General features: G+C 71.5%; 11 protein-coding genes and 3 tRNA genes. 6 read left to right on the top strand and 8 right to left on the bottom strand.

From position 1 onward, the window contains the following. Positions 1 to 128 precede the first annotated feature (128 nt). The 3 genes from ABZ267_RS30965 (at position 129) to ABZ267_RS30955 (ending at position 4,434) form a co-directional block, all read left to right on the top strand. Entirely contained in the window at positions 129 to 1,808 is a 1,680-nt protein-coding gene (locus ABZ267_RS30965; protein WP_356753792.1) for a hypothetical protein, read from the top strand. 148 nt (positions 1,809 to 1,956) lie between these two features. Beyond that, positions 1,957 to 3,411: a N,N-dimethylformamidase beta subunit family domain-containing protein gene (locus ABZ267_RS30960; protein ID WP_356753790.1), complete on the top strand. Its 1,455-nt coding sequence runs from the start codon at positions 1,957 to 1,959 to the stop codon at positions 3,409 to 3,411. Between the two features lie 108 nt (positions 3,412 to 3,519). Next, a complete protein-coding gene (locus tag ABZ267_RS30955; protein ID WP_356753788.1) occupies positions 3,520 to 4,434 on the top strand; it encodes a phosphoribosylaminoimidazolesuccinocarboxamide synthase in 915 nt (304 codons plus the stop codon). Positions 4,435 to 4,485: 51 nt separating this feature from the next. Here ABZ267_RS30955 and ABZ267_RS30950 read toward each other — a convergent pair. The 8 genes from ABZ267_RS30950 to ABZ267_RS30915 all read right to left on the bottom strand — a co-directional run bounded on the left by ABZ267_RS30950 (position 4,486) and on the right by ABZ267_RS30915 (position 9,276). After that, a tRNA-Gly gene (locus ABZ267_RS30950) sits at positions 4,486 to 4,561 on the bottom strand. Between the two features lie 23 nt (positions 4,562 to 4,584). Next, positions 4,585 to 5,235 carry a response regulator transcription factor gene (locus ABZ267_RS30945; protein WP_356753786.1) on the bottom strand — a complete coding sequence of 217 codons (651 nt, stop codon included), beginning with the start codon at positions 5,233 to 5,235 and terminating at the stop codon, positions 4,585 to 4,587. Beyond that, positions 5,232 to 6,503: a sensor histidine kinase gene (locus tag ABZ267_RS30940; RefSeq protein WP_356753785.1), complete on the bottom strand. Its 1,272-nt coding sequence runs from the start codon at positions 6,501 to 6,503 to the stop codon at positions 5,232 to 5,234. The genes ABZ267_RS30945 and ABZ267_RS30940 overlap by 4 nt, the downstream gene beginning before the upstream one ends. Before the next feature lie 44 nt (positions 6,504 to 6,547). Further along, positions 6,548 to 7,360, bottom strand: coding sequence for an ABC transporter permease (locus ABZ267_RS30935; protein WP_356363559.1), 813 nt, complete (start codon positions 7,358 to 7,360; stop codon positions 6,548 to 6,550). Beyond that, positions 7,357 to 8,379, bottom strand: coding sequence for an ABC transporter ATP-binding protein (locus ABZ267_RS30930; RefSeq protein WP_356753783.1), 1,023 nt, complete (start codon positions 8,377 to 8,379; stop codon positions 7,357 to 7,359). Before ABZ267_RS30930 ends, ABZ267_RS30935 begins: the two co-directional genes overlap by 4 nt. A gap of 131 nt (positions 8,380 to 8,510) precedes the next feature. Continuing rightward, positions 8,511 to 8,586 (bottom strand) — tRNA-Gly (locus ABZ267_RS30925). Between the two features lie 79 nt (positions 8,587 to 8,665). Next, positions 8,666 to 8,737, bottom strand: a tRNA-Gly gene (locus tag ABZ267_RS30920). A 203-nt stretch (positions 8,738 to 8,940) separates the two neighbouring features. Next, positions 8,941 to 9,276, bottom strand: coding sequence for an Lsr2 family protein (locus ABZ267_RS30915; RefSeq protein WP_356753781.1), 336 nt, complete (start codon positions 9,274 to 9,276; stop codon positions 8,941 to 8,943). Positions 9,277 to 9,730: 454 nt separating this feature from the next. Here ABZ267_RS30915 and purS point away from each other — a divergent pair, with 454 nt between their 5' ends. Genes purS through purL form a run of 3 tightly spaced genes read left to right on the top strand, consistent with a single transcriptional unit; the run spans position 9,731 to position 12,905 of the window. Beyond that, positions 9,731 to 9,982 (top strand): phosphoribosylformylglycinamidine synthase subunit PurS, encoded by a 252-nt coding sequence (purS, locus tag ABZ267_RS30910; protein ID WP_356753779.1) that lies wholly within the window; start codon positions 9,731 to 9,733, stop codon positions 9,980 to 9,982. Next, on the top strand, positions 9,979 to 10,659 hold the full coding sequence (gene purQ, locus ABZ267_RS30905; RefSeq protein ID WP_356753777.1) for a phosphoribosylformylglycinamidine synthase subunit PurQ: 681 nt from the start codon (positions 9,979 to 9,981) through the stop codon (positions 10,657 to 10,659). Before purS ends, purQ begins: the two co-directional genes overlap by 4 nt. Next, positions 10,656 to 12,905: a phosphoribosylformylglycinamidine synthase subunit PurL gene (purL, locus tag ABZ267_RS30900; protein WP_356753775.1), complete on the top strand. Its 2,250-nt coding sequence runs from the start codon at positions 10,656 to 10,658 to the stop codon at positions 12,903 to 12,905. Before purQ ends, purL begins: the two co-directional genes overlap by 4 nt. Positions 12,906 to 12,943 lie beyond the last annotated feature (38 nt).

Genomic DNA, 12,943 nt, shown 5'->3' with positions numbered 1-12,943 from the left:
CCGGGACCCCAACTAGGGTGCGGCGCAAGCGTTCCGGCACTTGGCCCACCGGCATTGCGATGTCAGTGACGGGTGCCACAGTGGGGGAGTGAGCAACCGTCGCGGGGCAGAGGGGGTGACATCCGGCCGTGTCCGGTATCGACGTGGGTGAGGAGCTGGGTGCACGGGCCGCACAGGCCCGAGCGCTCGCCCTGCTGCGGATCCGCAGCAGGGCACTGGCCGTGGTGATCACGCCCGCGGCCGTGGCCGTCGTGCTGTTCGCCGCAGGCGCTCAAGGGCACCTCGGCGGGTCCGTCTGGGACGGTGTGCGCTGGGCGGTGCTCGGTGTCGCCGTCGTGGTGCTGCTGGTGGCCGCCGCCGTCGCGGTCTCCGTCGCGCGGGCCCGGCCCGCCGTGAGCCCGACCGTCCCCGTGCCGGAGGAAGGGGCTCCGGACCTCTACCGGCTGGTCCGTGACCTGGCCGACCGGCTCGGCGTCCCCGCGCCCTCCGCCATAGCGCTGACGCCGGACTGCGACAGCTGGCTGGAGGACCGCACTCACCGCACCTACCGCACCAACCGAAGCAGCAGCATCGGCGGAGAAGCGACGACGGAGGCCAGGAACGCCGCTCCCGTCCTCGTGATCGGCTCACCCTTCCTGTGGTGGATGCGGGTCGCCGAGCTCCGTGCCATCCTCGCGCCGGTCGTGGCGGGCACCGACTCCTCCGCCCATCCCGACATAGCCGCCGCCCGCCGCTTCGTCCGCGGTCTGGACGCCGCCGTGGCCGACGGAGCCGCACCCGGCCAAGGAGCCTTTCGCGCCGTCCCGGCCGCCTTCACCGGCTGGGTCGCCCGGCTGCTGCTGCGCGCCTGCCGGGAGCATGCCGCCGAGATGGAGCGGTGCGTGGCGGCCACGGCCTCGATGCGCGCCCAAGGCGTCGACTACGCGCTCCGCATCGCCGCGCAGGAGCAGGTCGGCCTGGCCTATGCCGGCTGGGACCGGCTGCTGACCCGGGTCGCGCTGCCCGCCTGGCGGATGGGCCGCTGGCCCTCCCGGCTGGACGCCGGCGTGGTCTCCGCCCTCACCGAGCTGTCCCGCCGCGACCGGCTGGCCGACGGCTTCACCTCGCGCCTCGGCGAGCGGCCCGCCTGCGACCTGCTCGAGGAGCCCGGCGTCGCCGACGAGGCCACCTCCCTGCTCGCCGCCCGCCTCTTCCACGGCGGCCCGGCGGAGAGCGGCCCGGACTGGGCGCCGGTGGACTGGCAGCAGTATCCGGACGAGGTCGTCGACCGGAAGTGGCGTACGGAGGCGGCCCGGCTGCACCGGGTGCTCGACGCCATGGGCGTACCGCCGGCCTCCGCGGCCGATCCGGCGGTGCCGACGCTGGCCCGCGTCATGGAGCACCTGGCCGGACCCGGCGGACCCGGCGAGGAGCTCGCGGCCGGTATCGGTGCGGCGGTCGCCCGCGACGACGCCCAGGCCCCGGCGCCCGGCCCGGCCCAGCAGCCGGCCTCCGGCACCGGCGCGGACCCGCTCGACCTCTGGGGTCCCGACCCGCTGCCTCTCTTCCCGCTCCAGCCGCCGCGTACGGGCACCGAGCTGCTCGCCGACCACGTCGCCGCCATGGTCTGCTGCGCGGCCGTGGACACGGCGGGTGCGGCTCCCGGTCTCGACTGGCTGGACGGCCCCGCGCTGCTCGTCGACGGCGAGCGCCGGGCGGACCTCGCGGTGCCGGTCCTCAGCCTCGTCGAGGACGGCGACCCGGACCCGCTGCGCTCCTGGCTGGCCGAGGTGGGCGTCCGCTCCGACAAGCCCGTACGCCTGGTGTGACAGCGGGAAGCGGCCGGAAGGAAAGGCTCCGTTCACGTCAATTCGCGACAAAGGGTGACGGAGCGCGTGCGTTATGTGATGTGCTGGGAATCGGCGCTGACATCGTGCGCGCCGGAGTTGTCCGGGGGACCTGAGGGAGGGGCGCGGCATGGGGGCGGAGCAGATTCGCCGGTGGGAGTCGGGCGCCCTCGCGCACGCGGTGAGCGACCCCTTCGGACAGGGCCCGCTGCCCTGGCTGCGCGGCAGTGAGAACTACTTCGACGACACCGGCCAGGTCGTCCCGTGGTACGCGGACCTCGGCCGCCCCACCGGCGGCGGCACCCGCCCGGCCGACGACGTGCACCGCCAGATCAAGGGCTTCGTCTCGCCCGGAGCGGCGGCCCCCGGCGAGGCCGTCGACTTCCACATCACCGTGGACCCGCCGCAGCAGTTCTCCGTGGACGTCTACCGGATCGGTCATTACGGCGGCGACGGCGCGGCCAAGATCACCACCAGCCCGCGCCTCTCCGGCATCGTCCAGCCGCCGCCGCTCGCCGCCGACCGGACCGTCTCCTGCCACCACTGGTGGATGTCCTGGCGGCTCCAGATCCCGAGCTACTGGTCGGTCGGCGCGTATGTGGCCGTCCTGACGACCGCCGACGGATACCGCTCGCACATCCCGTTCACCGTCCGCCACGACCACGCGGCCGATCTGCTGCTCCTGCTCCCGGACATCACCTGGCAGGCGTACAACCTCTATCCGGAGGACGGCCGCACCGGCGCCAGCCTCTACCACGCGTGGGACGAGAAGGGACGGCTGCTCGGCGAGGAGGACGCCGCCGTCACGATCTCCTTCGACCGGCCGTACGCCGGAGCGGGCCTGCCGCTGCACGTGGGACACGCGTACGACTTCATCCGCTGGGCCGAGAGATACGGCTACGACCTCGCCTACGCCGACGCCCGCGACCTGCACGCCGGCCGCATCGACCCCAGCCGCTACCGGGGCCTGGTCTTCCCGGGCCACGACGAGTACTGGTCGCTGCCCATGCGCCGGGCCGCCGAGCGCGCCCGTGACGTGGGCACCTCGCTCGTCTTCCTCTCCGCCAACACCATGTACTGGCAGGTCGGCCTCGCGCCCTCCGCCTCCGGCATCCCCGACCGACTGCTCACCTGCCGCAAGCGGCGAGGTCCCGGCAAGTCCGCGCTCTGGCGCGAGGTGGACCGGCCCGAGCAGCAGCTGCTGGGCATCCAGTACGCGGGCCGCGTCCCGGAGGCCGGACCGCTGGTCGTGCGCAACGCCGAGCACTGGCTCTGGGACGCGACGGGCGCGGCCGACGGCGACGAGATCCCTGGCCTGGTCGCCGGTGAGGCCGACCGCTACTTCCCGCGGACGAGCCTGCCGGAGCACGACAACCGGATCCTGCTCGCCCACTCGCCGTACCAGGACTCCGAAGGCGCCACGCGCCACCAGGAGGCCTCGCTCTACCAGGCCCCTTCCGGCGCGCTGGTCTTCGCCTCCGGCACCTTCGCCTGGTCCCCGGCCCTGGACCGCCCCGGCCACACCGACGCCCGGATCCAGCAGGCGACGGCCAACCTCCTCGACCGGATCTGCAAGCGCGACTGACCGGGGCCCGTCCAGGGCACGAAACACCGGGCCGGGCCCCGCGCGCGCTCCGCGCTCTCCGTACGGGACAATCGGAACCTCTCCTGGATCAATCTACGCGGAGGCACCGTGTCCGGTTTTGTAGAAAAGCCCGAGCCCGTGCAGGTTCCGGGCCTCACCCACCTGCACACCGGCAAGGTGCGTGACCTGTACCGGAACGAGGCGGGCGACCTCGTCATGGTCGCCAGCGACCGTATCTCCGCGTACGACTGGGTCCTGCCGACCGAGATCCCGGACAAGGGCCGCGTCCTCACCAAGCTCTCGCTCTGGTGGTTCGACCAGCTCGCCGACCTGGTGCCCAACCACGTCCTCTCCACCGAGCTGCCGTCCGGCGCACCGGCGGAGTGGGAAGGCCGCACGCTCATCTGCACGTCGCTGCGCATGGTCCAGGTCGAGTGCGTGGCCCGCGGCTATCTCACCGGCTCCGGGCTCACCGAGTACAACGCCTCCCGTACGGTGTGCGGCATCGGCCTCCCCGAGGGCCTGGTCGACGGCTCCGAGCTGCCCGGCCCGCTCTTCACCCCGGCCACGAAAGCGGCCGTCGGCGACCACGACGAGAACGTCAGCTACGAGGAGGTCGCCCGCGAGGTCGGCGTGGAGACCGCCGCCGAGCTGCGGCAGACCACGCTCGACGTCTACCGGCGGGCCCGGGACATCGCGCACCAGCGCGGGATCATCCTGGCCGACACCAAGTTCGAGTTCGGCTTCGAGAAGACCGAGCACGGCGGCGAGCGGCTGATCATCGCCGACGAGGTGCTGACGCCCGACTCCTCGCGCTTCTGGCCCGCCGCCACCTGGAAGCCGGGCGGCGCGCAGCCGTCGTACGACAAGCAGTTCGTACGGGACTGGCTGACCTCGCCGGCCTCCGGCTGGGACCGCGTGAGCGAGCAGCCGCCGCCGGCGCTTCCGCAGGAGATCGTGGACGCGACCCGCGCCAAGTACATCGAGGCGTACGAGGTCCTGACCGGCTCCAACTGGCAGTAGGAGATACGCAGAAGGCCCCGGTCGATACCGACCGGGGCCTTCTGAACCAGCTGGAGCGGACGACCAGGTTCGAACTGGCGACCTCAACCTTGGCAAGGTTGCGCTCTACCAACTGAGCTACGTCCGCGCTGCGCCGAAGCGCGATGCTCACTATACCCAACCCCGCTCCCGCGCGAGACGCACCGCCGTGTGCCGGTTCTCCGCACCGATCTTGGAGGCGGCCGAGGAGAGGTAGTTGCGGACCGTCCCCTGCGAGAGCGAGGCCCGCTCCGCGATCTCGGCGACCGGCGCCCCGTCCGCCGCCAGTTCGAGCACCTCGGCCTCCCGCGCGGTCAGCGGCGAGTCGCCGGCGGAGATCGCGTCGGCCGCCAACTCCGGGTCGACATAGCGGTTTCCGGCGTGGACGGTACGGATGATCTCGGCGAGCCGGCGGGCGCTGACGGTCTTCGGCACGAACCCGCGTACGCCGGCGGCCAGCGCCCGCTTCAGATGTCCCGGGCGGCCGTGGCTGGTCACGATCATGGTGCGGCAGGCGGGCAGTTCGCTGCGGAGCGATGTGGCGACCTTCACACCGTCCGCGCCCGGCATCTGCAGATCGAGGACGGCGACATCGGGCCGGTGCGCGAGGGCCATCGCGAGCGCCTCGGGACCGCTCGCCGCCTCCGCGACCACCACGAGGTCGTCCTCCAGTGCGAGCAGCGCGGCCAGCGCGCCCCGGATCAGGTGCTCGTCGTCGGCGAGCAGCACCCGCAGCGGCCGCTCTTCGGAGCCTTCGGTGGTCATGTTCCCCTCGGTGGTCATCGTTCTTCCGGAGAAGCGGAGTCGGAGCGGTTACGGGGAGCCGTCAGCGGGACCGTCGCCGTGACCCGGAACAGGCCGTCATCGACCGCTCCGGCCTCCAGCGACCCGCCCAGCGCCGCCAGCCGCTCCCGCAGCCCGGCCAGACCCGAGCCGCCCTCGCTCGCGGCGGCCGTGCCCGCCCCGTCGTTCTCGACCTCCAGCACCACCGAACCCGCCACCGTCCGGAGCCGGATCACGCACACGCGCGGATCACCGTGGCGCAGCACGTTGGTCGCGGCCTCGCGCACCACCCAGCCGAGGGCCGCCTGCACCGCCGCAGGCGCTCCCGTACCGGCCGGGCCGTCCGCGCCCTCCACCGTGCAGGTGATCCCGGCGGCCTCCAACACGCCCTTGGCACCGAGCAGTTCGGTGGGCAGGTCGGCCTCGCGGTAGCCGCGGACGACATCGCGTACCTCCTGCTGCGAGGCGCGGGCGATCCGCTGGACCTCGACCATCTGGTCCACGGCCGCCGCGTTGCCGCGCTGGGCCAGCTCCACGGCCAGCTCGCTCTTCAGCGCGATCACCGCCAGGTTCCGGCCCAGCACGTCGTGCATGTCCCGGCCGAACCGCAGCCGCTCCTCCGCCACCGCGAGGCGCGCCTGCATGTCCCGCGCCTCCTCCGCCTGCCACATCACGGACAGGCTCCAGGCGCTCGGCCGCGTCGAGACGAGCACCAGCAGCGTGACGACGATCAGGGAGACGGCCGACCCGAACAGCAGGCGGCCGGGTACGCCGACGGCGGCCAGGAGCGCCACCACCGCCACCGCGTAGGCCGCGCAGCGGAGCAGGTACGTCCGGACCGGGACGAGGAGCACGTACGGCGTAGCGAACGCCAGCGGCAGGTCCAGCACCAGCAGGCTCAGCCCCGCGTCCCCGACGCCGCCGACCGCCGCGAGGGCCACCAGCAGACCGGTCAGCACCGCCAGCAGCACCGCCGGCAGCCGCAGCCGCCGCAGCGGGAAGAGCTCCACGCCGCGGTAGTGGGCGAAGGCGGTATCCACGTTCCGGTTGCTCAGCACGCACTGCACCGCGTTCACCGCGAGGAACGCCGCCGCCAGGGACACCGGCAGCGGGCCCTGGCCCAGGGCCTTGCCGAGCGGCAGCAGACCCCAGGTGACCAGGAAGACCCACGGCAGCGCGCAGAGCGTGAGGCGGGTGTAGAGGTCGATGCGCTGGAGCTTGGTCCGCTCCTGCCAGCCGCGCCGCCAGCCCCGTACTCGACCGATCACCTCGTTCAGCCCCTTCGTCCTGTCGCCGTGGCGAACCGCCGTGCTCAGCCGCGCGGATCCCAGCGGAACCACCGCTGCACAGCAAACACCGCGAACCCGGTCCAGGCCAGCGCCGCCACGGCCGCCGTGAGCAGGTCGCCGCCTTCGACACCGCCGAGCCAGCCGTGCCGGATGAGCGTCATCACGCCGGTCAGCGGCAGCAGTTCGAACGCCGAGGCCAGGCCGTCCGGGAAGACGTCCAGCGGGACGAAGATGCCGGAGGCGAAGAGCGAGACGAAGAACAGCGGCAAGGTGGTGAGCTGCGAGGTCTGGACCGTACGGGTCACCGCGGAGGTCGCGGCCGCCAGGCCGGACATCATCACCAGGCCCACCAGCAGACCCGCCAGGAACAGCTCGGGCCGCTTCGGCGCGCTCAGGTCGAAGGCGACCGCACCGGCCGCGACCAGCAGCACGACCTGGAGGAGAGCCAGCGCCATGGCGGGCAGCGCGTTGGCGGCCAGGATCTCGCGGTCGGTGATCTCGCCGGTGCGCAGCCGCTTGAGGACGAGCTCCTCGCGCCGGGTGACGTAACCGGTGACGAGGGTCATGTAGACGACCTGGACCAGCACGATGCCGATGCCGCCGGTGAGGGCCGCGCCCGCGATCGAGAGGCCGGTGCCGGCGAGGTCGATCTGCTGGAGCGAGGCCCGGATCGAGAAGATCATCACGATCGGCAGCACCAGGGCGATGAAGATCGCGGACCGGTTGCGGAGCAGCAGGATCAGCTCGGCGCGGGCGAGTGCGGTGAGCCGCCGCGCGGACGCGGAGGCCTTGGAGGGGGAGCGGCCGGGGGCCGTCGTGGCGGTGGGCGTGGTCATGCCGTCACCTTCTTCGTCGTCTCGTCCATGGACGCGGTCCCGGCCCGGCGCGGATCGTCGGCGCGGGAGCGGAGCTGCGTGTTCGCGATCTGGAGGAACGCCTCCTCCAGCGAGGCGGAGCGCGCGTCGAGCCCGAGCAGCTGGACGCCCGACTCCCGGGCCCAGCCGAGGAGTTCGTGCAGCGACTCCTGGAGCTCGGCGGTACGGATCTCCACCCGCTGCCCTTCCGCGCCCGCCCGCAGCGAGAGCGGAAGGTGCCCGGCCGGTACGCCGTCGGGCAGCGTGAACCGGATCCTGGCGGGCTGCGACGCGGTGACCTCGGCGGTCGTCCCGGCCGTCACGATCTGCCCCTGGTGCATGATCGCCAGCCGGTCCGCGAGCGCCTCGGCCTCCTCCAGGTAGTGCGTGGTCAGGAGCACGGTGGTGCCGCCGTCCCGGAGCGCCCGGATGAGGTCCCAGGTGTCCCGCCGCCCCTCCGCGTCCAGCCCCGTCGTCGGCTCGTCCAGGAAGAGCACCTCGGGCCGCGAGGTCAGGGCCAGCGCCAGGTCCAGGCGCCGCTTCTCGCCGCCGGACAGCTGCTTGACCCGCACTCCGGTGCGGCTCGTGAGGCCGACCATCTCCAGGGCCTCGGTGGCGGGCCGCGCGCCGGTGGTGCAGGCCGACCACATCCGCGCGGTCTCCAGGACGGTGAGGTCGGAAGGGAAGCCGCCTTCCTGGAGCATCACGCCGGTCCGGGGCCGGACGGCGGCGCGTTCGCGGTACGGGTCGTGGCCGAGGACCTTGATGGTCCCGGAGGTCGGGAGCGCCAGGCCTTCGAGGAGCTCCACGGTGGAGGTCTTGCCCGCGCCGTTCGTCCCGAGCAGGGCGAACAGCTCGCCGCGGGCCACGGAGAAGGAGACGCCGGACACGGCCTCGAAGCCGTCCTTGTAGCTGCGGCGGACCCCGTCCGCCGCGATCACCGTCTCCGCGTCTGCCGGGCCACCTGTCGTTCGGTCGCTGAGAAAGTCGTCGCTGGTCATGCTTCGAGTTTTCCGCCGGAGCGGGCCCGCGAGCAGTGCGCGCTGTCACCACTGCTCATGACAAACGTCATGAGGGCGGAGACGGACACGACAGAGGCCCTGACCGAAATCGGTCAGGGCCTCTGTCGCTGTGGAGCGGACGACCAGGTTCGAACTGGCGACCTCAACCTTGGCAAGGTTGCGCTCTACCAACTGAGCTACGTCCGCAGTGCAGCCACTCGGCTTTCACCGGTGGAGCGAGCACTACTCTACCTGATCCAACAGAGTGGTCCGAAGAGTCGTGCAGAGCGGGTGACAGGAATTGCACACTGCGCCTTCCCCCTGGAAGGGGGATGTTCTACTACTGAACTACACCCGCACGCGGCTCGGGATCCGGCCTTTCGGCCTCGCCCCTCGGCGTGCTCCAGACTCTAGCCGACCTGCGGGGGTGTCGCGCAAGTCGGCTCCCGGCGGGTCTCCCGGAGCGGGTCGCCGACCGGCTCTCCGGACCCCGGTCGCGGCCCTGCGCAGCCCGCCTGACGGAGCGTCCGCCGCTCGGAGGGCGGACGCTCACGCCCCGGCTCAGTCCGCCGCGTCGAACGCCTCGTACACCTTCTTCGGGATCCGGCCGCGGGCCGGCACCTCCATCCGGTGCGAGCGGGCCCAGGCGCGGACGGCCGCGGGGTCCGGGGCGAGAGAGGTGTGGTGGTACGACGCGGGGGTTCTGCCGTGCTTACCGGCATTTGTCTGCTTTCGGCCGGCCGCCATGTAAGGGGCCAGGGCCTTCCGCAGTTTCTTCGCGTTGGCGGGATTGAGGTCGATCTCGTACGTCCTCCCGTCCAGGGCGAAGGTGACCGTTTCCGCCGCTGTTCCCCCGTCGATGTCGTCGGAGAGCGTAACCACTACGCGCTGAGCCACGGATATCGGTCCTTTCCTACGGCGTCGGCGCGTCGTGCGTGCGCCGATGGGCCGGCCTTCCGGCTGTCAGGCGGATGCGGATACGGATCGACTGATGTCGACTGTTCCGGTGTGTTCCGGGTGGTTCCGGTCGTTCGGCGTTCCGGAGCAATGCTGCTTTCCCCGGTAATCATTTGTACAGCGGTCGGTACCGCATTGTGAAGCCCAGCCAATTACTTCCGCGTGTCCGCGTGCAATCCGGGCACGATTTTTTCCCAGGACTTTTCCCGCATGTTGTCGCGGTCGATATCGCGGCGTGATCTGCGCCGGGACGGCGGTGTCCGTGCCCGGCATCCGTTTCCACCCGATATCTACCCGCGTAGAATTTTCGGCCAGGTACGCTGAGTGGACCCGCGGGGGTCTGGGGAACCCCCCGGAGAGACAGCCGCACCACACCACCACACCGGGAGTGCCAGTGGCACGCGTCGTAGTCGACGTCATGCTCAAGCCGGAGATCCTCGACCCGCAGGGACAGGCGGTGCAGCGTGCGCTGCCCCGTCTCGGCTTTGAGGGAATCGCGGACGTTCGTCAGGGAAAGCGTTTCGAGCTGGAGGTCGCGGGGCCGGTGGACGACGCCGCCCTCGCCCGTATTCACGAGATGGCCGAGACCTTCCTCGCCAACACCGTCATCGAGGACTTCGTCGTGAAGGTGGAGGAGGAGAAGTGACCACCCGTATCGGCGTCGTCACTTTTCCCGGCACCCTCGACGATCAGGACGCTCTGCGGGCCGTCCGGATCGCGGGCGCGGAGCCCGTATCGCTCTGGCACCGCGACAAGGACCTGCACCAGGTCGACGCGGTCGTCCTGGCCGGCGGCTTCTCCTACGGGGACTACCTGCGGGCCGGCGCGATCTCGCGGTTCTCGCCGGTGATGGAGCCGCTCATCGAGCAGGCGAAGGCCGGTATGCCGGTCCTCGGCATCTGCAACGGCTTCCAGATCCTGACCGAGGCGCACCTGCTGCCCGGCGCGATGCTGCGCAACAACCACCTGCACTTCATCTGCCGCGACCAGAAGCTGCGGGTGGAGAACGCGGAGACCGCCTGGACCTCGGACTACAGCGCCGGCCAGGAGATCCAGGTCCCGCTCAAGAACATGGACGGCCGGTACACCGCCGACGAGCGCACGCTCGACGAGCTGGAGGCCGAGGGCCGCGTCGCCTTCCGCTACCTGGACGGCAACCCCAACGGCTCGCTCCGTGACATCGCGGGCATTACCAACGCGGCGGGCAACATCGTCGGCCTGATGCCGCACCCGGAGCACGCCGTGGAGCCGCTCGTCGGCACCGGCCGCACCGACGGCCTCGGTTTCTTCACCTCGATCATCAAGAAGCTGGTCAACGCATGAGCCTGGATACGGTCAAGCACGCGGCCGAGACCCCGGACGCCGAGCAGCCCTGGAAGGAGCTCGGCCTCAAGGAGGACGAGTACGCCCGGATCCGCGAGATCCTGGGCCGCCGTCCCACCGGCGCCGAGCTCGCCATGTACTCGGTGATGTGGTCGGAGCACTGTTCGTACAAGAGCAGCAAGGTCCACCTCAAGCAGTTCGGCGAGAAGGTCCCCGCCAACGACGCGATGCTCGTCGGCATCGGTGAGAACGCGGGCGTCGTGGACGTCGGCCAGGGTTACGCGGTCACCTTCAAGGTCGAGTCGCACAACCACCCGTCGTACATCGAGCCCTACCAGGGCGCGGCCACCGGCATCGGCGGCATCGTCCGCGACATCCTCGCCATGGGTGCCCGCCCGATCGCGGTCGTCGACCCGCTGCGCTTCGGCGCCGCCGACCACCCCGACACCAAGCGCGTCCTGCCGGGCGTCGTCGCGGGCATCGGCGGCTACGGCAACTGCCTGGGCCTGCCCAACATCGGCGGCGAGGTCGTCTTCGACGCCTGCTACCAGGGCAACCCGCTGGTCAACGCCGGCTGCATCGGCGTCATGAAGCACGAGGACATCCACCTCGCGCAGGCGTCAGGACCCGGCAACAAGATCATCCTGTACGGCGCCCGCACCGGCGGCGACGGCATCGGCGGCGTCTCCGTGCTGGCGAGCGAGACCTTCGAGTCCACCGGCCCGGCCAAGCGCCCGGCCGTCCAGGTCGGCGACCCGTTCCAGGAGAAGCTCCTCATCGAGTGCACCCTGGAGATCTTCAAGGAGAAGCTCGTCGCGGGCATCCAGGACCTCGGCGGCGCCGGGCTCTCCTGCGCCACCAGCGAGCTGGCCTCGGCCGGTTCCGGCGGGATGCGCGTCGAGCTGGACACCGTGCCGCTGCGCGACTCCTCGCTCTCGCCGGAGGAGATCCTCATGAGCGAGTCGCAGGAGCGCATGTGCGCGATCGTCGAGCCGCAGCACGTGGACCGCTTCCTGGAGATCTGCGAGAAGTGGGACGTCATCGCCACCGTCATCGGTGAGGTGACCGAGGGCTCGCAGCTGGAGATCTTCTGGCACGGCGAGCAGATCGTGGACGTCCCGCCGCGCTCGGTCGCGCACGACGGCCCGGTCTACCACCGTCCGTTCGCCCGCCCGTCCTGGCAGGACGCGCTCCAAGCGGACGACGCCGGAAAGCTGGCCCGTCCGGCGAACGCCGCCGAGCTGCGTGAGCAGGTCCTGAAGCTGGTCGCCTCGCCGAACCAGGCATCCAAGGCGTGGATCACCGACCAGTACGACCGCTTCGTGCAGGGCAACACCGTGCTGGCGATGCCCGAGGACGCGGGCATGGTCCGCATCGACGCCGAGTCGAACCTCGGTGTGGCGATGGCGACCGACGGCAACGGCCGGTACGCCAAGCTCGACCCGTACACCGGCGCGCAGCTCGCGCTGGCGGAGTCGTACCGCAACGTCGCCGCCTCCGGCGCCAAGCCGCTCGCCATCTCGGACTGCCTCAACTTCGGTTCGCCGGAGGACCCGGACGTCATGTGGCAGTTCGCCGAGGCCACGCGCGGTCTCGCGGACGGCTGCCTGGAGCTGGGCACTCCGGTCACCGGCGGCAACGTCTCGCTCTACAACCAGACCGGTGAGACGGCGATCCACCCGACGCCGGTCGTGGCCGTGCTCGGCGTGATCGACGACGTGAACCGGCGTACGCCGGTCGCGTTCGCGGAAGAGGGCCAGCTCCTCTACCTGCTCGGCGACACCCACGAGGAGTTCGGCGGCTCGGCCTGGTCCGAGGTCGTCCACCAGCACCTCGGCGGCCTGCCGCCCAGGGTGGACCTCGGCCGCGAGAAGCTGCTCGCCGAGATCCTCATCTCCGCCTCGCGCGACGGCATGATCGACGCCGCGCACGACCTGAGCGACGGCGGCCTGATCCAGGCGGTCACCGAGTCCTGCCTGCGCGGCGGCAAGGGTGCCCGGCTGGTCGTGCCGGACGGCCTGGACACGTTCACGTTCCTCTTCTCCGAGTCGGCGGGCCGCGCGGTCGTCTCGATTCCGCGCAGCGAGGAGCTCCGCTTCACCGACATGTGCGGCGCACGCGGTCTGCCCGTCGCCCGGATCGGTGTCGTGGACGGCGAAGAGATCGAGATCCAGGGCGAGTTCTCCCTTCCGCTGAGCGAGCTGCGTACGGCGCACGAGGCGACGATCCCGGCGCTGCTCGCCTGAGCCCGCCTGTCGTTCGAGCCCCCGTCCGGGTCATCCGG

It is taken from the genome of Streptomyces sp. NPDC006174 (genome assembly GCF_040614075.1).
GTDB lineage: Bacteria > Actinomycetota > Actinomycetes > Streptomycetales > Streptomycetaceae > Streptomyces.
This window is presented reverse-complemented; position numbering and strand designations above follow the sequence as displayed.

Bases quoted from the DNA above. Each gene is read 5' to 3' on its own strand.
- ABZ267_RS30945 (WP_356753786.1), bottom strand. From the start codon at position 5,235: ATGACCACCGAGGGGAACATGACCACCGAAGGCTCCGAAGAGCGGCCG.
- ABZ267_RS30935 (WP_356363559.1), bottom strand. From the start codon at position 7,360: ATGACCACGCCCACCGCCACGACGGCCCCCGGCCGCTCCCCCTCCAAG.
- ABZ267_RS30930 (WP_356753783.1), bottom strand. From the start codon at position 8,379: ATGACCAGCGACGACTTTCTCAGCGACCGAACGACAGGTGGCCCGGCA.
- purL (WP_356753775.1), top strand. From the start codon at position 10,656: ATGAGCCTGGATACGGTCAAGCACGCGGCCGAGACCCCGGACGCCGAG.
- ABZ267_RS30960 (WP_356753790.1), top strand. From the start codon at position 1,957: ATGGGGGCGGAGCAGATTCGCCGGTGGGAGTCGGGCGCCCTCGCGCAC.